At 73.4% G+C, this 17,781-nt stretch carries 14 protein-coding genes; 7 read left to right on the top strand and 7 right to left on the bottom strand.

Annotation, left to right across the window (positions count from 1 at the left end; all coding sequences use genetic code 11):
• The first annotated feature begins 391 nt into the window (after window positions 1-391).
• A complete protein-coding gene (locus ABD339_RS22985; protein ID WP_344568318.1) occupies window positions 392-1,258 on the top strand; it encodes a SigB/SigF/SigG family RNA polymerase sigma factor in 867 nt (288 codons plus the stop codon).
• Between the two features lie 148 nt (window positions 1,259-1,406).
• Here the strand turns inward: ABD339_RS22985 and ABD339_RS22980 are convergent, their stop codons facing one another.
• Entirely contained in the window at window positions 1,407-2,846 is a 1,440-nt protein-coding gene (locus ABD339_RS22980) for a PAS domain-containing protein (RefSeq protein WP_344568317.1), read from the bottom strand.
• A gap of 124 nt (window positions 2,847-2,970) precedes the next feature.
• Here ABD339_RS22980 and ABD339_RS22975 point away from each other — a divergent pair, with 124 nt between their 5' ends.
• From ABD339_RS22975 to ABD339_RS22965, 3 genes are all read left to right on the top strand, one after another.
• Entirely contained in the window at window positions 2,971-3,744 is a 774-nt protein-coding gene (locus ABD339_RS22975; protein ID WP_344568316.1) for an ANTAR domain-containing protein, read from the top strand.
• A 272-nt stretch (window positions 3,745-4,016) separates the two neighbouring features.
• On the top strand, window positions 4,017-5,249 hold the full coding sequence (locus ABD339_RS22970) for an aminotransferase class I/II-fold pyridoxal phosphate-dependent enzyme (RefSeq protein WP_344568315.1): 1,233 nt from the start codon (window positions 4,017-4,019) through the stop codon (window positions 5,247-5,249).
• The gene (locus tag ABD339_RS22965) at window positions 5,250-6,536 is read left to right on the top strand and encodes an MBL fold metallo-hydrolase (protein ID WP_344568314.1); all 1,287 of its coding nucleotides are present in this window, start codon (window positions 5,250-5,252) and stop codon (window positions 6,534-6,536) included.
• 153 nt (window positions 6,537-6,689) lie between these two features.
• On the opposite strand, the gene ABD339_RS22960 is transcribed toward ABD339_RS22965, so the two are convergent.
• Both ABD339_RS22960 and ABD339_RS22955 read right to left on the bottom strand, forming a co-directional pair.
• Complete coding sequence (locus ABD339_RS22960) at window positions 6,690-7,319, bottom strand: DedA family protein (protein ID WP_344568451.1); 630 nt, start codon at window positions 7,317-7,319, stop codon at window positions 6,690-6,692.
• A gap of 29 nt (window positions 7,320-7,348) precedes the next feature.
• Window positions 7,349-8,125 (bottom strand): MBL fold metallo-hydrolase, encoded by a 777-nt coding sequence (locus ABD339_RS22955; RefSeq protein ID WP_344568313.1) that lies wholly within the window; start codon window positions 8,123-8,125, stop codon window positions 7,349-7,351.
• 408 nt (window positions 8,126-8,533) lie between these two features.
• Here ABD339_RS22955 and ABD339_RS22950 point away from each other — a divergent pair, with 408 nt between their 5' ends.
• Window positions 8,534-10,591, top strand: coding sequence for a phage holin family protein (locus ABD339_RS22950; protein ID WP_425576074.1), 2,058 nt, complete (start codon window positions 8,534-8,536; stop codon window positions 10,589-10,591).
• Between the two features lie 79 nt (window positions 10,592-10,670).
• On the opposite strand, the gene ABD339_RS22945 is transcribed toward ABD339_RS22950, so the two are convergent.
• On the bottom strand, window positions 10,671-11,873 hold the full coding sequence (locus ABD339_RS22945) for a fatty acid desaturase family protein (RefSeq protein ID WP_344568312.1): 1,203 nt from the start codon (window positions 11,871-11,873) through the stop codon (window positions 10,671-10,673).
• 352 nt (window positions 11,874-12,225) lie between these two features.
• On the opposite strand from ABD339_RS22945, the gene ABD339_RS22940 reads away from it, so the two are divergent.
• Complete coding sequence (locus ABD339_RS22940; RefSeq protein WP_344568311.1) at window positions 12,226-12,531, top strand: 4a-hydroxytetrahydrobiopterin dehydratase; 306 nt, start codon at window positions 12,226-12,228, stop codon at window positions 12,529-12,531.
• 61 nt (window positions 12,532-12,592) lie between these two features.
• Here the strand turns inward: ABD339_RS22940 and ABD339_RS22935 are convergent, their stop codons facing one another.
• Both ABD339_RS22935 and ABD339_RS22930 read right to left on the bottom strand, forming a co-directional pair.
• Complete coding sequence (locus ABD339_RS22935; protein WP_344568310.1) at window positions 12,593-13,420, bottom strand: aldo/keto reductase; 828 nt, start codon at window positions 13,418-13,420, stop codon at window positions 12,593-12,595.
• A gap of 186 nt (window positions 13,421-13,606) precedes the next feature.
• Window positions 13,607-15,433, bottom strand: coding sequence for an AMP-dependent synthetase/ligase (locus tag ABD339_RS22930; RefSeq protein WP_344568309.1), 1,827 nt, complete (start codon window positions 15,431-15,433; stop codon window positions 13,607-13,609).
• 345 nt (window positions 15,434-15,778) lie between these two features.
• Here ABD339_RS22930 and ABD339_RS22925 point away from each other — a divergent pair, with 345 nt between their 5' ends.
• A complete protein-coding gene (locus ABD339_RS22925; protein ID WP_344568308.1) occupies window positions 15,779-16,906 on the top strand; it encodes a bile acid:sodium symporter family protein in 1,128 nt (375 codons plus the stop codon).
• Here ABD339_RS22925 and fdhD read toward each other — a convergent pair.
• Window positions 16,855-17,700: a formate dehydrogenase accessory sulfurtransferase FdhD gene (gene fdhD, locus ABD339_RS22920; RefSeq protein WP_344568307.1), complete on the bottom strand. Its 846-nt coding sequence runs from the start codon at window positions 17,698-17,700 to the stop codon at window positions 16,855-16,857. The two genes, ABD339_RS22925 and fdhD, sit on opposite strands and share 52 nt — an antisense overlap.
• Window positions 17,701-17,781 lie beyond the last annotated feature (81 nt).

The following is a 17,781-nucleotide window of genomic DNA, read 5'->3' as shown; positions in this document are numbered from 1 at the left end:
CTCGTGCCGCGCACTCACTGTGCCGCGCACTCACTGTGCCGCGCACTCACTGTGCCGCGCACTCACTGTGCCGCGCACTCGCTGTGCCGCCCTTTGCTGGGAGGCACGAGGTACCCGCCGATCCGCATCCGACACGGGCCGGTGGCAACGGAGTTGGGGGCTCGGAGTGCCCCGTCGAAGATCCCGCCGAAGTGGCCGCCGGGGAACTCGCCCGAACGCCCCCGGAATGCCCGGGGTTTGCCCCGGGAGCGCTCGGGCACCCGGGATTCCGTGCTTCGGAATGAAGGCACATCCGCGGGAGCGACCTGTGCTCGCCCGGCTCGCCGCCCCGCCTGTGCCCAGTTCCCGCGGTGACTGTCCGCCACCACGTCAGCGTTAGGGAGCAGGGCCGATGACCGTACGGACCCGGACGAAGCGCGCGAGGCATCCTCACGACGACGCCCCCGACACCGACGGGGAGTTCCGGCGTATCGCCGAGTTGCCGGACGGCCCGGAGAAAGAGGAGCTGCGACAGCGGGTCGTGCGCGCCTGGATGCCGATGGCCGACCGGCTGGCCCGGCACTTCCGCAACCGGGGCGAGACCCTGGAAGACCTCGAACAGGTCGCGGCCCTCGGGCTCGTGAAGGCCGTCGCCCGCTACGACATCTCGCGCGGCTGCGCGTTCGAGAGCTTCGCCGTGCCGACCATCGTCGGCGAGATCAAGCGGCACTTCCGCGATCACATGTGGGGCCTGCACGTGCCCCGGCGCGTGCAGGAACTGCGCAACCGCGTACGCGTCGGACAGCGCGAGCTGAGCTGCTCGCCCGACGGGCGCAGCCCGACGGTCACGAAGATCGCCGAGCACTGCGGGCTGTCCGAGGAGGACGTGCTCGTCGGCATGGAGGCGCTGGAGAGCTACAGCACCCTGTCCCTGGACGCCGGACTCCCCGGGGCCGAGGACGGCTACTCGCTGGCCGACACGATCGGTGCGATCGAACCCGGGTTCGACCGGGTCGTGTACCGTGAAGCCGTCCGGCCCCGGCTTCGCAAGCTGCCCGAGCGCGAGCGGCGCATCCTGTACATGCGCTTCTTCTGCGACATGACGCAGGGCCGCATCGCCGAACAGCTCGGCATCTCGCAGATGCACGTCTCCCGGCTCATCAGCCGGACATGCGACCGCCTCCACAACGAGGTCGAGGCGGACCGGCCCCGCGAGCGCGAGAGCGCGCGTACGGGACGCAGGCGCAGGACGACGACCCACGCGCGCGCCGTCGCCTGACGCGGCATATCCGGTCATCAGGTCCGCCGGCCGAACCGTGGCCATCCGCTCCGCCGGCCGGACTTGCGCCCCGCGGGACCGCCGAACCGCGCGCCGCCGGACCGCCCGACCCGTCAGCGGACGGGCGGGGCCCCGTGGCGGGTGTCTCTCAGGTGCTCTCGGCACCCTCGGGCACGGAACCGACATCCTTGGGCCCGGTCCCGGTGCCCTCGCGAACGGCCCCGGCATCGGCGGGCACGGATTCGGCCGGACGCTCGAAACGGCCCAGCGCCAGCGCCAGATGGCGGGCCATCCGATCCACCACGCCCGCCTCGGCCAGCCCGAAGGCGTTTCTGCCGCCGCTGCGCAGCAGGGTCAGCGCGCCCAGCGCCGATTCCCCGGCTGCCCGCCGCCCCGTCCTGCCCTGGCATCCGGGAAGGCCGGGCGGCGCGGTCAGCGGGACACACAGCAGGGAGCTGACCTCGGCCCGCGCGAGCACGGGCGCGCCCGTGGTGTCCGTGCCCAGGGCCTCCGGCCCCTCGGGGCGGACGAGGAGCGTCTCGGAGCCCCGCTGGGCGGCATCGGTGACCACGGGGACCTCGGCGGGGTTCTGGGCCGCGATCGCCTCGCGGGTTTCCCCGGCCCCCTCGGGCGCGAGGACCAGTGACCGGCGCAGCCGCCCGCTGCCGTGGCGGCGGTCCACCACGACCCAGTCGGCGAAGCGTGTGTGCAGGACGGCGGCTGCCCGGGTGACCGCCTCCTCGGCGGACGCGGAGACCAGCAGTTCGGCCGCCACGTCGTCCACCAGGTCCAGCAGTTCCGCGTGGCGGGTCAGCTCCGGCAGCGTGCGCGCGGACTCCGGCCGTCCGCGCTCCGGGGACTGCCCGGACGGCCGCCCCCACGACGCCTGCCCTGACGGCCGTCCCGGGGACTGAGCCGATGTCCGGCCCGGCGACGGGTCCGACGAGCGGTCCGCCGACGAGCGGTCCGACGCCCGGCCCGACGGCCGGCCCGGGAGCGGGACGACGGGCACCGTGTGGGCGACGAGCTGGAAGACCGCCAGCACGGTGCCGCGCTGGGAGCCGGGGGTGCGCAGCATGTTGAGCGTCACCCGCAGCTCCCTGGACTCGGGCGCTTCGGTGCAGGGGGGACGCAGCAGATGGACCCGCAGGCTGCGGGAGCCCTCGCCGCGGGCGACGGCCGCCACCTGCGAGCGGAACGCCGCCCGGGCGCTGTGTGCCAGCGAACCGGCCAGCGGCCGTCCCGAGGCGTAGCCGGCGCCTATTCCGAACAGCTCGGAGGCGGCCGTGTTCATCCGGCGCACCACCCCGTCCCGGTCGAGCAGCGTCACGGGGACCGGCAGCCGCTGGAAGAGCGCGCGCAGCACCTGCGGCTCCCGGCTCCCGGTCCGGTCGGTGCCCTTGCGGCTTGCCGCGACCAGTTCCTCGTACCGGGGCCACAGCACGTCAGCGGCGTGCTGGAGTTCGAACAGTGCGGCGTCGAGGGTCGAGAGCGGCTCGGTGTCCGGCAGGGCACGCGCGGCCTTGAGCCCGTCCACGCGCCGACGGAAATCTGCGAGTTCGGTGCCGAACTCATCTACCCCGGTCATGGTGCCCAACCTAGACGCACCCGCGGACCCCCGGTCCGCTCCGGGCGCTTTCGCGGAAGAATCGCGGCCGGGGCGGGTATATCCGGCCGTTTTCCGATCTCCCGGGCCGGGCAGCCGTGCCGCTATGGGCACCTCCCCGTACGTCCCCGCGGCGCACACCGGAATCCGTCGGCCCCCTCTGGAGCCGGGCGAACGGCCGGAGGACGCATCACTCGGGCGCAGCCTCGCCGACCTCGCCGAGCGCGCGGCCCGCTTCAGCCCGGAGTGCTGCGGTGCCATCGCCACCTTCTCCGACGCCGGAGCCGAGATGCCCCCGGCCCCCGGGGGGCAGCAGGTCGCCGTCACCCACCCCGACCTGACGCCGCTCGTGACCGTGCAGCGCGAGTGCGGCGAGGGCCCCATACCCACCGCGCTGGCGACCGGCCGCTTGGCCGGCGGCGATGACCTGCTGTACGCGGAGCGCTGGGATGCCTACCGGGCCCGCGCGCTGGAGGCCGGACTGCGCTCCAGCACCACCCTTTCCTACCGGCGCGGCGGGATGGTCCTCACGCTGACCGTCTGTTCCTTCCGCCCCCACCGCATGGACGAGGACGTGCGCGCCGGCACCGCGCTCCTCGGTGACCTGGCCGCCTCCCTCCTGGTGCGGGACGTGCGCTACCGGGCCGCGCTCGACGAGGTCGAACAGCTCGACACCGCGCTGCGCTCCCGGCCGGTGGTGGACCGCGCCTGCGGCATCATCATGGCGGTCACCGGGTGCTCGGCCGACGAGGCGTTCTCCGTCCTCCGTCGCCTCTCCCAGCACGGCAACCGCAAGCTCCACGACCTCGCCGACGCCGTCGTCCGCACGCGCGGACGCGGCATGGAGAGCGAGTTGCGCCGCCTCGGCCGGACACCGTAGCTCCGTGGCGACCCGCAGCGCGGTGGGAGCAACGCCGCAGCGCGGTGACGATCCGCTTCCGGCCGTATGCGCTGTACGTGCCGCTCATGCACTACGTGCCGTACGTGCCACTCGTGACAAGCCGCCCCCGCGCCCCCGGCGGACGCGATGGGCCGCACGTGTCGCCGCTGCCGCTGTCACGGCCTTCTGCCAAGGTGTACGAGATGCAGGTTGTCTGATGTACGGGTAGGCAGACCCCAGGACCCGAGGACCCCAGGAGAAGGCGGGGACGGATGCGGCGCACCGAGCAGGGACCCGACGCCGCTGTCCGCGAGGCCGCGTGCGGATACTGGCAGCGGCGCGGCATGCCGACGGAGCCCGCCCAGGTCGCCGTCGCCCCCGGCGTCTCCCTCCTGCTGCTCGCCGTCCTGGCCGCCGCCGACGGGGACGGCCCCTTCGATGCCGACGGCCGCGGCGCCGCTTCCGGCGCCGCCTGGGGCGGCAGAGCGGGCAGCGTGCTGCTCCCGCACCCCTGTTCGGCGTGGTATCCCCCGCAGGCCCGGCTGCTGGGCCACTCGGCGCGGACCGTGCCCGTCCCCGCCGAGTGCGGCGGCGTACCCGACCCTTTCGCGCTGCTGGAGACGGTGCGGCGGGCCAGGGACGAGGGCGACGAGCCCCGGCTGCTGATCGTCTCCGTCGCGGACGACGTCACCGGCACGGCGGCGCCGCCCGAGCTGCTCCACGAGGTGGTCGAGGCCGCGACGGACGAGGGCTTGCTGCTGGTCAGCGACGAGACCTGGCGCGACACCACGCACGACCCGCACGGCACAGTGATCGTCAGCCCCGCCGAGATGTTCGCCGGCGAGCGGGCCGAGGCCATCGTGGTGCTCACCGGGCTCGGGCCCACGCTGCTGCCCCCCGGCCTGCACGCGGGGATCGCCCGCTTCCCGAGCACCGGCCGGGGCCGGGCGCTGGGGGAGGGCGTCGGCCAGGTGCTGTCGGCCCTGCACACCGAGGTGCCCGAACCGGTCGGCGCAGCCGCCGCCGAGGCGTTGAGGGAGCCGGAGCCGCTGCTGGCCAGGCGTGGCGCCGCCGCCCGGCTGCACGGGGCCTTCGCCGGGGCGCTGCACCGTGCCGTCATCGCGGCGGGCGCCGTGTGCCGACCGCCGCGTCTGGGGCGTCAGCTCTACGCCGACTTCGACCAGCTCCGGCCCCTCCTCGCCGCCCGCGGCATCGCCGACGCGGCGGGCCTGGAGGCCGAGTTGGTCCGCCGACTGGGCCCGTACGCCGAGGGCGGGCACCGCTTCGGGGAGGAGCCGGGCGAGCTGCGGGTGCGGCTCACGACGGACGTGCTGACCGGTGCGCTGACCGACGCCGGGTGGGCCCGCCCGGCAGGTCACGCGGCGGGTGTGGGACGGTCTGAGGTGCCCGCCGACCTGGACCCGCTGGAATTGCCGGGCGCGGGCGGGGCGTTGGCAAAGGTGCAGTCGGTGCTGGCCGACCTCACGGATGGGAGCCCTCAGTAGATGACAGAACGGACCGGGCAGCGCCCCGAGCGCCCTTCCACCTCAGCCCCAGCGTCGTCTTCCCCTTCCCCTTCGCCATCTTCAGCGTCGTCCTCCCCTTCGCCTTCTTCGGATCCGTCCTCCCCGGCCCGCTCCCGTACCGCCGGTACTGCCGGGGCAGAGGGGACGGGAGGGGGCGCCGGGGCGTGCGGGGCCGGTCCGGGGCCCGTCGATGTGGTCCTCGCGCCCCCGCGTACCACGCTCTCGCCGCCCCGTCCGGTGGGAGCGCGGCGCATCTGGCCACGTTCGTTCGCCGACCGGCTCACCGCGCCGCTGCCCGGGGTCCGTGCCATGGCGAGGCTCGCCAGGGAAGGCACCATGCGGCCCATGGCCGCCACACTGGCCGAGGAGATCCCCGAACTCCCCTTCGCCCCCGGCCCGATGCCCGACTCCGGCCCCGACACGCTCGCGGTCACCTGGGCCGGGCACGCCAGCTGGGTGGTGCGGATCGGCGGTCTGACGGTGCTGACCGACCCCGTCTGGTCGCGCAAGATCCTGGGCACCCCCGCTCGGGTCACCCCCGTCGGCGTCGCCTGGCAGGATCTGCCCCCGATCGATGCCGTGGTCATCTCGCACAACCACTACGACCACCTCGACCTGCCGACCTTGCGCAGACTCCCGCGCGCTACACCGCTGTTCGTGCCCGCCGGGATGGGGGAGTGGTGCCGCAGACGCGGCTTCACCGTCGTCACGGAGCTGGACTGGTGGGAGGGGGCCGAACTGCCCGCGCCCGCTGCCACGGCCGCGCCCGCTGCCGCCGCCGTTCCAGAGGGCGGCTCCGGCCGGGGCGCCCGGGTACGGTTCGATTTCGTGCCCGCGCACCACTGGTCCAAGCGCACCCTCACCGACACCTGCCGCTCCCTGTGGGGCGGCTGGGTGCTGACCGACCAGCACGGCCGGCGGCTCTATTTCGCGGGGGACACCGGATACGGACACTGGTTCACCGAGATCGGCCGCCGCTACCCCGGCATCGACCTGGCGCTGATGCCCATCGGCGCCTACGACCCGCGCTGGATGCTGCGGCCCGTGCACACCGACCCCGAGGAGGCCGTGCTCGCCTGCCGGGATCTGGGCGCGCGGAGGATGGCGCCGATGCACTGGTCCACGTTCCTGCTCTCGGGCGAGCCGCCGCTGGAGCCGCTGATCCGCGTCCGTGCGGCCTGGCGCGACGCGGGCCGCGACCGCGAGGACCTGTGGGACCTCCCGGTGGGCGCCTCCCGCGTACTGGAGTCGGAGCCCGCCGCGTAGCACGGCCCGCCCGCCGGTTCCGGACGCACCCTGGAAGCCCCGGGCTCACGACCGGTGAGCGCCGGACTGACGATCCGCGGGCGCCGGGCTCACGGACCTGTGAGCCCGGCCCCCACGCCCGGAGCCTCGTCCCCCGGCGCCGTCTGAGGAGTCTCAGGAGGAGCGCGGCGGGCGGATCCGGCGCCACAGGGAGGGGGCCGTGCTGAGGAACAGGGTGAGCCCGACCGCCGCCGCGATCCCCTCCCAGGGGCTCGGGAAGAGCGCGCCGCCGGCGACGCCGATCAGCTGGTAGACGACGGCCCACGCCAGACAGGCGAAGACGTCCCCGCGGGCGAACTCCCGCAGCGGGGTACGCGCCAGCAGACAGGCCAGCATCACGGGGATCCGGCCGGCTGGCACCAGCCGGGAGACGACCAGCACGGCCACCCCGTGCTCGCGCAGCTTGCTGTCCGCCTGCGCCAGCCGCTCCGGCGCCGCGCGCTCGCGCAGTTGGGCCAGCCAGCGCGAGCCGTTCTTCGAGCCGACCCCGCGCCTGCCGAGCCAGTAGAGCCCGATGTCCCCGAGGAAGGCGGCGAACGAGGCGACGCCGAACACGGTCAGCAGCGAGAAGAGCGGCAGGCTCTGATGAAGCGCCACCACCGCGGCGCCGCTCACCAGGGCCCCCGTCGGCACCACGGGCACCAGCGATCCCAGCACCACCAGGAGGAACAACGACGGGTAGCCCACGGCCTGTTGGGTTGCTTCCGTGGGCTTCACCAGTGTGTCGGTCAGCGTCCCGGCCATCGTGCCCAGGCCGCCCGCGAGCGCTCCGCTCACCGGGCCGCCTCCAGCCGTACGCTCTCGCCGTGCCGCAGCAGATGGACCTCGACCTCCGGTGCCGGCCGCGCCGCGAGACGGACGAACTCGGCGCCGGGGGAGTGGAATTCGTGAGGCCGGACCGCGTCCATCCCGATCGGCCAGTACGTGCCGAAGTGCACCGGCACCGCGTTGCGCGGGCGCAGCCGCGCCAGCGCCTCGGCCGCCCGTCCGGGATCCAGATGGTGCTCCCCCAGGAAGGGCCCCCAGCCGCCGACCGGCAGCAGCGCCGTGTCCACCGGGCCCACCGCCTCGGCCATCCCGTCGAACAGCCCCGTGTCCCCGGCGAAGTAGGTGCGGGCCTCGCCCTCGACGACGTACCCGAGCGCGGGCGCGGTGTGCCGGCCCACCGGCAGCCGCCGCCCGTCGTGCGAGGCCGGAACCGCGCGTACCGTCACCGGGCCCGCCGTCACCGCGCCGCCCGCCCCGATTTCCACCAGGTCCAGCAGCGGCGCCAGCCTGCGCAGCCCCGGTACGGCGCGCACGGCGCCGCGCGGCAGCACCACGCGGGTGCCCGGAGCCAGCCGGGCGAGGGAGCCGAGGTGGAGATGGTCCGCGTGCAGATGGGAGACGAGCACCACATCGGCGAGCGCGGCCCGGGGTGGCGGCAGCGCGCCACGCCTGCGCCGCAGGTGTGCGAGGCGGCGTACCAGCAGGGGGTCGGTGAGCACCGTGACCCCCGAGTCCCGCACGGTGGCCGTGGCGTGTCCCCACCAGGTGACCTCGACCGGCACGCGCGTTCCTCCTGCACTCTCCGGGATCCGGGACCTGCCGCGGCTCCCGGGGCCTGCCGCGCTTCCCGGTGCGCGGCGCCCCTGAAGGGGCCGCCGGACCGGTGCGGGCGTCTGTACGGACACCTACGAGCGTAAGCGCGCCCTGAGCGCGCCTGTGGCCGGGCCCACTCCCGAGCGCCTCCTCACCCGGGTGGCCGGCTGTGAAAAAGTGGACGATGTCCCGCTGGCCGTGAGGAGGTGAAGGACCGCGTGCGCATACCGGATTTCCGGCGCGGGCCCGCCTTCTGGCGCACCCCGCTGTTCCGGCGCGGATCCTCCGCCTCCCGGAGCGGGCCGGGCTTCTCCTGGCGCGGGCTGGGCGCCGCCCTGCTGCGGATCGGCGCCGTGTGGCTGGTGAGCACCGTGACGATGCTCGTCCTGGCCGGTGTGCTGCCCGACTTCCGCCTCCAGTCCGCCGGCGGCGACAGCGCCACCGTGATCGGCATCACCGCAGCGGTCGGCGCCGGGGTCTTCGGGCTGCTGAGCGCACTGGTGTGGCCGATCCTGGTGCGGGCCTTCCTGCTGGTGCCCGCGCTGGTGCTCGGGGTGCTCGTCTTCTTCCTCAACGGCTCCCTGCTGTGGCTCGCCCTCTCCCTCGTGCCGTACGGGCGGGGCAGCACCGATCCCACGATGGCGGTGGTCGTGGCCGCCGCCATGTCGGCCGCCTCCTCGGCGACCAACGCCTTCTTGGCCGTACGGGACGACCGCGCCTACCGGCACCGCCTCGCGCGCATCGCCGGGCGACGGCGCCGCAGGGAGGGCACCGGCGCACCGGCCGCCGCCCTCGGCACCCCCGGCACCGTCTTCCTCCAACTCGACGGGCTCGGCCACGGCGTGCTGAGCGAGGCACTGGAGGCGCCTGCGGGCGGCACGCCGCTGATGCCCGCCGTCGCCGCGCTGCGCGCGCGCACCCACCGGCTCACCCGCTGGCGCACCGACTGGTCCAGCCAGACCGGCGCCAGCCAACTGGGCATCCTGCACGGCACCAACGAGGACGTGCCCGCCTTCCGCTGGTACGAGAAGGAGAGCGGCGAGGTCGTCGTCAGCAACCGGCCCACCAGCGCGGCGGAACTCCAGCGCCGCGCCGTCGAACGCACCGGGGACCGGGGCCTGCTCGCGCAGGACGGCGCCAGCAGGGGCAACCTGTTCACGGGCGGGGCCAAGCAGGTCGCGCTCGTGCTGTCGGTGGCCGCCCGGCGCGGCAAGGACAACCGCTCCCGGGCCGGGTACTTCGCGTACTTCTCCGACCCGGCCAATGCGACCCGCACCGCCGTCTCCTTCGCCGGCGAGGTGGTCCGCGAGGTGGCCCAGTCCACCCGCGCGCTGCTGCGCCGCGAGCGCCCGCGGGTGGGCCGGGGCGGGCTGTACCCCTTCATCCGGGCGTTCGCCACGGTCGTCGAGCGGGATGTGGTGGTGGCCGCCGTGCTCGGTGACATGCTCAGCTGCCGCACCGCCGTCTACGCCGATCTGGTCGGCTACGACGAGGTGGCGCACCACTCGGGGCCGCGCGGGCGCGACACCCGCCAGGTGCTGCGACGGCTGGACAGGTCCGTCGCGCTGATCGCCAAGGTCGCCGAGCGCGCACCGCGCCCCTACCGGCTGGTGCTGCTCTCCGACCACGGGCAGAGCCACGGCGAGACGTTCGAGGAGGCGTACGGGCTCACGCTGGAGGAGCTGGTGCGCGCGGGCAGCGGACTTCAGGTGCCGCGCAGCGCCGGGCGTACGCCCAGCGGCTCGGAGGCGCGGGCGGCGGCGCGCGCCGCACTGCACCGGCCCGAGGACGGGCGTCAGGAGCCGCCGCGCAAACCGGCCAGGCATACCGGCCCTGTGGTGCTCGCCTCCGGCAACCTGGGCCTGATCTCCTTCCCCGACGTGCCGGGGCGGCTGACCCGTGAGCGGATCGACGAGCTCAGGCCCGCGCTGCTGCGCACGCTGGCCGAGCATCCGGGAATCGGTTTCGTGCTGGTCGAAAGCGCGGAGCACGGACCCGTGGTGCTGGGCAAGGGCGGTGCCGAACACCGGCTGGAGAGCGGCGAGATCCTCGGGCCGCGCGATCCGCTGGCCGGGCTGGGTGTCGGCGCCGCCGGGGCGGTGTTGCGCACGGCGCGCTTTCCGCACGCCCCGGACATCATGGTCAACTCCTCGGTCGATCCCGGGACCGGGGCCGTCCACGCCTTCGAGGAGCAGGTGGGCTCGCACGGGGGGCTGGGCGGCGAGCAGAGCGACGCCTTCCTGCTCTCCCCGCTGGAGCTGTCGCCCCCGGTCGTGCCGGGGGCCGAACTGGTGGGCGCACAGGCCGTCCACCGGGTGCTGCGGCGCTGGCTGGCGGAGTCCGCCGAGCCGCCGCACGCCCGCACGCGGTCCGCACCCCCGGAAGGGGACGCGCCCGGCGCGGCGGAGCCGTTGCCCGCCGCGTACCGGGGCTGACCGGCGCCCTCACCTCGGGCGGCGCCGCTGCTGACCGGCCGTCCGGTCGCCGGTCGCCCGGCTCACCCGGCCGGCCGGCTCAACCGGCGGGGGTCTTGACCAGGCTGTGCACAGCGCCCCCGGAACCGCCGCGGGACTCGGACCCGGCTTCCGGGCGCGGCTGCGGAGTGGAGCCGGCCCCGGGGACGGCTTGAGCGGCTTCGGCGGTGACGCCCTCGCGGATCGGCTCCCCCACTTCCTTCAGGTGCTGGAGCGCCTCGCCCCACGAGGCGATCAGGCCGGTCTCGTGGTACGAGATGCCCAGCTCGGCGCAGTAGTCGCGGACGATCGGCTGGGCCTTGCGCAGGTGCGGGGAGGGCATGCTCGGGAAGAGGTGGTGCTCGATCTGGTAGTTGAGGCCGCCGAGCGCCACATCGGTGAGCAGACCGCCGCGCACATTGCGGGAGGTGAGCACCTGACGGCGCAGGAAGTCCGGCCGCTCGTCGCCGCGGAGCGTGGGCATGCCCTTGTGGTTGGGCGCGAAGATGCTGCCGAGGTAGACGCCGAAGACGGCGTGGTGCAGGAAGAGGACGGCGAACGCCATGCCCACGGGCAGCGCGGTGAACAGCGCGGCGAGGTAGGCGCCGGTGTGGAGAAGCATCAGTCCGCCCTCCAGCCACTTGCGCTTCAGGTGCGGCTCGCGCAGCGCGCGGAAGCTCGCCACGTGGAGGTTGAAGCCCTCCAGCGTCAGCAGCGGGAAGAAGAGCGCGGCCTGGTGACGGCCGATGAAGCGCGGCAGCCCCCGGGACTCGGCCGCCTGCTCGCGGGACCAGACCAGGATGTCGGGTGCCACATCGGGGTCGAGGTCCTCGTGGTTGGGGTTGGCGTGGTGGCGGGTGTGCTTGTTCATCCACCAGCCGTACGACATGCCGATGCCGACGTTCCCCACGGCGCGGCCGAACCACTCGCTGGCACGCCGGCCGCGGAAGACCTGGCGGTGGGCGAGGTCGTGGGCGACCAGTGCCATCTGGCCGTAGAGGACGCCCAGGTACACGGCGACGGCGAGCTGCCACCACGAGTCACCGACGGTGAACAGGGCCACCCAGCCCGCGACGAACGCCAGGCCCACCAGCGTGAGCCGTATCGCGTAGTAGACGGGTTTACGGGTCATGAGGCCCGCCTCGGTGATTCTGCGGGAGAGCCGGGAGAAGTCGCTGCCCTGGGAGCCGGAGCTGTCGCGGGGCGTGCGGGAGGTGGCGGCTCGCTGAGTGCGCGCTGGGGGCGCCTCGGTCGCTGTCGTCATACCCGTAAGGCTCCCGGCAGGCCGGGGGGTCTTGACAGCCGTGCAGCACGCCAGTGGAAGAGGGGGCCTAGGACCACGGCGGGGGTGTAGCTAGGTACACCCCCGCTCGGGGGTATCCCTGGTCCGGCGCCCCGGAATGTCCCGTAGGGGTCGGATACGCGGCTGCCCGGCGGGGCTGTGGGCGGGCCCGTCCGGCGAGATGGGCATGGACCCGGCGGTAACCGGAGGGACGTGACACGCTGGGCCCAGGGCCGCCCGTCGCGGACACCGCCGGACCGGCACCGTCTCGAACAGAGCGGCGCGGCGGACCAGTCTCGAACAGACCGGCACAGCCGACAGAAGGGACCATCCCATGGCGCCGCAGCCGCTGACTCCCGAGGAGACCGAGCAGGCACTGGCCCAGCTTCCGCACTGGAAGACCGACGGCGACAGCGTCTCGCGCACCTACAGCTTCGGCGGGCATCTGCCGGCCGCCGCGATGGTCATCCACATCGCCGCGATCCAGGAGGAGCTGAACCACCACTCGGACATGACCCTCGGCTACAACAAGCTGGCGGTCACGGTGAACACGCACAGCGTCGGGGGCCGGGTCACCGAGCTGGACATCGCGCTGGCCCGGCGGATCGAGGAGATCGCGCCGGGCCACGGGGCGAGCTGAGGCCCGGCCACGCGCAGGGGGCCGGGCCGCCGGGGGGCGTTGCCGCCGCCTCGTGTCGTCGTCAGTTCACGTTCTCGGGGTCGTCGCCGAGCCGGGTGTCGGTGTTCAGCTCGGCGATGGCCGCGAGGTCCTCGGCGCTCAGCTCGAAGTCGAACACGTCGATGTTCTCGCGGATGCGGGAGGGCGTGACGGACTTGGGGATCACCACGTTCCCCAGCTGGAGGTGCCAGCGCAGCACGACCTGGGCGACGGACTTGCCGTGCCGCCCGGCGATCTCGGTGAGCCGCGGCGCCTTGAGCAGCTCGCCGCCCTGGCCCAGCGGGGACCAGGCTTCGGTGGCGATGCCGTGGTCGGCGTGGAAGGCGCGGGGCACCGGCTGCTGGAGGGAGGGGTGCAGCTCGATCTGGTTGACGGCCGGGACGGTGCCGCCCTGCTCGATCAGCCGGTTGAGGTGCGTGGGCTGGAAGTTCGAGACGCCGATGGCGCGGGCGCGCCCTTCGGCGTAGATCTTCTCGAACGCGCGCCAGGTGTCCGCGTACTTGTCGACGGCCGGCATCGGCCAGTGGATGAGGTACAGGTCCACCTGGTCCAGGCCGAGCTTGGCGAGCGAGGCGTCGAAGGCGCGCAGGGTCGTGTCGTAGCCCTGCTCGGAGTTCCACAGTTTGGTGGTGACGAACAGCTCGTCGCGCGGCAGGTCGCTGGCGGCGAGGGCGCGGCCCACGCCCGCCTCGTTGCCGTAGACGGCCGCGGTGTCGATGCTGCGGTAGCCGGACTCCAGCGCCGTGGTCACCGTCGCGGTCGCCTCGTCGTCCGGCACCTGCCAGACGCCGAGGCCGAGCTGCGGCATCGTGACGCCGTTGTTGAGCGTGATGGTGGGAACGTTGCTCACGCGGTGGGTCCTCAATCGTTCGTCTCGTGGGATTTCTTCCGCCATGGTGAACGCGTGGTGCCGGGTGTCTGTTCCTCACCGGCACCCGGAGTATCCGCTTCCGGTCCCGGAGTGCCCCCTTCGGCGCCCCGGAAACCCCCGCCCCCGCCGCCGGACCCAGCCGCTCAGCCCTGACGTTTGCGCTGCTCAGCCGCGGTACAGGGCCTCGATCTCGGCGGCGTAGGCGCTCTCGATCGCCGCGCGCTTCAGCTTCAGCGAGGGGGTCAGCAGCCCCTGCTCCTCGGTGAACGGCGTGGCCAGAATGCGGAACGTGCGGATCGACTCCGCCTGGGAGACCTGGGTGTTCGCGGCAACCACGGCACGCCGCATCTCGGTCTCCAGATCGGGGTCCCGCAACAGTTCCGAGGCCCGCACATCGGGCTTCTCGCGCATCGCGAGCCAGTGCCGCACCGATTCCTGGTCGAGGGTGAGCAGCGCGGAGACGTAGGGCCTGTCGTTGCCCAGCACGATGCACTGTCCGACCAGCGGGTGCTCGCGTACGCGGTCCTCCAGCGGGCCGGGGGAGAGGCTCTTGCCGCTGGAGGTGACCAGGATCTCCTTCTTGCGGCCGGTGATCGTCAGATAGCCGTCCCCGTCCAGCGAGCCCAGGTCGCCGGTGGCCAGCCAGCCCTCGCGCAAGGAGGCTCGGGAGGCGCGGGGATCGTTGAGGTAGCCCGCGAAGATCTGGCCGCCGTGCAGCAGGACCTCTCCGTCCTCGGCGATCCGTACGCTCGTGCCGGGCACCGGCCGGCCCACCGTGCCGAAGCGGGGCCGCTCCGGGGGGTTGGCCACGGCCGCCGCCGTGGACTCGGTGAGCCCGTAGCCCTCGAAGATCCGCATGCCCGCGCCGTCGAAGAACAGCCCGAGCCGCCGCTCCATGGCCGAGCCGCCGGACATGGCGTAGCGGCACCGGCCGCCCATGGCCTCGCGCAGCTTGGTGTAGACGAGCCGGTCATAGACCTGGTGCTGCATCCGCAGGGAGGGGCCGGGGCCCGGGCCGTCGCCGAATGCCTTGCGCTCGGTGGCCTCGGCGTAGCGGACCGCGAGATCGACGGCCTTGTCGAAGGGGCCGAGCTTTCCCTCCGCCTCGGCCTTGCGCCGGGCGCTGCGGAAGATCTTCTCGAACAGGTGCGGCACGGCCTGGACGAAGGTGGGCCGGAAGCTCTTCAGGTCCGGCATCAGTGCCCGCGCCGACATGTCCGGCTGATGGCCCAGCTTGACCCTGCCCCGTACCGCCGCGATCTCCACCATCCGGCCGAAGACGTGTGCGAGCGGCAGGAACAGCAGCAGCGAGCCCTGTTCACCGGACCTGGCGTGGAAGACCTGGTCATAGCAGGCCACGATGTTGTCGGCCTCGGCCATGAAATTGGCATGGGTGATGACGCAGCCCTTGGGGCGGCCCGTGGTGCCCGAGGTGTAGATGACCGTGGCGACGGTGTCGGGGGTGAGCGCCAGCCGGTGGCGGTGGACGACCTCGTCCTCGATGTGGGCTCCGGCGGCCGTCAGTTCGGCGAGGGCGCCGGAGTCGAGCTGCCACAGCCGCTTGAGGCGGGGCAGCCCGTCGATGACCGAGCCGACCGTCATCGCGTGGCCCTCGTGCTCGACGATCGCCGCCGACACCTCGGCGTCGTGCAGCATCCACGCGACCTGCGCGGCCGAGGAGGTCGGGTAGACCGGAACGGACTGCGCGCCGATCGACCACAGCGCGAAGTCCAGCAGCGTCCACTCGTAGCGCGTACGCGACATCAACGCGACGCGGTCCCCGAAACGGACGCCTTCGGCCAGCAGGCCCTTCGCGAGAGCGACGACTTCGTCGCGGAACCGCGCCGCGCTCACGTCCTGCCATCCGCCCGACTCGTCCTTGCGCACCAGCACGGTCAGCGCCGGGCTCTCATCGGCATGTTCGAACACGACGTCGGCCAGCCCCCCGACGTGGGGCCCCGTCGCCAAAGCGGGGACGGTGAACTCGCGCAAAGGTTCTGCTCCTCGACGTACAGGCGCTGCGTGACACAGCGCGAGTGACCGTATCCGATGCCTCGCGTGATCGGGAGGCGGTCGCGGCGGCTCCGGGTGGGCCCGTCGGCCCAGCAGCCGGTCAATTGAGGACAGTTCGTACGTCGCCCACCCGGATGCCCGCGAAGTCGTCGCGGGCCCCGCCGGGTTTCTGCACCGAACCTTCGCGGTGTGACGCCCCGGCTTGCGCGGAGGCCGACCGAAGCGAAATGGTCGGAAAAACAATTCCGCAGCGCGGTATCCGGAGCCCGAAACCGTACGCCCCCGGCACCGCGACCGCGGCGCGCGCACCGTACGAGGGAGACCATGCGCCGACTGGCCCGACTGCTCGACCCCTACATACTGCTGCTGCTCGGCACGGTGCTGCTCGCCGTGGTGCTGCCCGCCTCCGGGGGCGTCGCCGAGGGCTTCGGCTGGGCCACCAGGATCGCGGTCGGGCTCATCTTCTTCCTGTACGGGGCGCGCCTGTCCACCCGAGAGGCCGTGGACGGACTGCGTCACTGGCGGCTGCACCTGGCCGTGCTGCTGTGCACCTTCGCGCTCTTCCCGCTCCTGGGCCTGGCCTCGCACGCACTGGTGCCCTACGTCCTGACCCCGCAGCTCCAAGGCGGGCTGCTCTTCTTGTGCCTCGTCCCCTCCACCATCCAGTCCTCGATCGCCTTCACCTCGATCGCGCGGGGCAACGTGCCCGCCGCCATCTGCGCGGGCACCTACTCCAGCCTCTTCGGCATGATCGTCACGCCGCTGCTGGCGGCCTGGCTGATCGGCGGGCACGCGGCGCTCTCGGCCTCCGGGCTGCTCGGGATCGGCACCCAGCTGCTGGCGCCCTTCGTCGCCGGACAGCTGCTGCGCCGCTGGCTGGCGGGGTTCCTCGCCCGGCACAAGCAACTCCTCGGGCGCGTGGACCGCTCCTCCGTCCTGCTCGTCGTCTACACCGCGTTCAGCCAGGGGATGGCCGAGGGGATCTGGGGCAAGGTCACGCCCGTCCGGCTGCTGGCCCTGCTCGGCGTCGAGGCGGTGTTGCTGACGGTGATGCTCACGCTCACCTGGTACGGCTCGCGCAGGCTCGGCTTCGCCCGCGCCGACCGCGTGGCCATCAGCTTCGCCGGGTCGAAGAAGTCACTGGCCGCCGGGCTGCCCATGGCGAGCGTCCTGTTCGGCGCCCAGGCGAGCCTGGCCGTCCTGCCGCTGATGCTCTTCCATCAGATGCAGCTGATGGTGTGCGCGTATCTGGCCCGGCGCTGGTCGTCCACGGCAGAGACAGAGACTCCGACAGAGGCAGTGGCCGAAACGGCCGCAGCGGCGGGGACGGGGGCGGTGGCGGACGCGCCGGTGCGCCCGGACACTCGCACGGATCCTCGCCCGGACATCCGTACGGACGCTCAGCCGCTGCCCGTGGGCACCTCAAGAGCCAGCCGCTCCGCTCCGGAGTAGATGTTCATGGTGGTGCCCCGGAGGAAGCCGACGAGGGTCAAGCCGGTCTCGGTGGCCAGATCGACGGCCAGCGAGGAGGGCGCGGAGACGGCGGCGAGGAGGGGGATGCCGGCCATGACGGCCTTCTGGACGAGCTCGAACGACGCGCGTCCGGAGACCATCAGCACGCTGTCCCGTAGCGGGAGGTGCCCTTGCTGGAGGGCGTGGCCGATCAGCTTGTCCACGGCGTTGTGGCGGCCCACGTCCTCGCGCAGGTCGAGCAGTTCACCGTGCGGGGTGAACAGGGCCGCCGCGTGGAGCCCGCCGGTCCGGTCGAACACGCGCTGGGCGCCGCGCAGCCGGTCGGGGAGCGCGGTCAGCACCTGCGGGGTGAGGCGCGGGTGGTCGGCCTCCAGCGCCCAGTGGGCCGTGGTGCGGACGGCATCGAGGCTGGCTTTGCCGCACAGCCCGCAGGAGGAGGTGGTGTAGACGTTGCGTTCGAGGGTGATGTCCGGGACCGGGACATGGGGGGCGAGGCGCACGTCCACGATGTTGTACGTGTTGGTGCCCTCGTGGGTGGCGCCCGCGCAGTAGGCGATGGTCGCCAGGTCCTCGGCGGTGCGCAGGACGCCTTCGCTGGCCAGGAACCCGGCGGCGAGGGCGAAGTCGTCGCCGGGGGTGCGCATCGTGATGGCCAGGGGCTTGCCGTTGAGCCGGATCTCCAGCGGCTCCTCGGCCACCAGGGTGTCCGGGCGGGAGCTGACCACCCCGTCCCGGATCCGCATGACAGGACGCCGCTCGGTGACCCTTCCCATGATCCGTCCACTCCCGGGTGTCGTTCCGCTCTTCCGTGCCATTGTCGCGCGCCCGGCCGGATGCGGCCGGAGCGCTCCAGA

The organism is Streptomyces axinellae (assembly GCF_039532135.1).
Taxonomy (GTDB): domain Bacteria; phylum Actinomycetota; class Actinomycetes; order Streptomycetales; family Streptomycetaceae; genus Streptomyces; species Streptomyces axinellae.
This window is presented reverse-complemented; position numbering and strand designations above follow the sequence as displayed.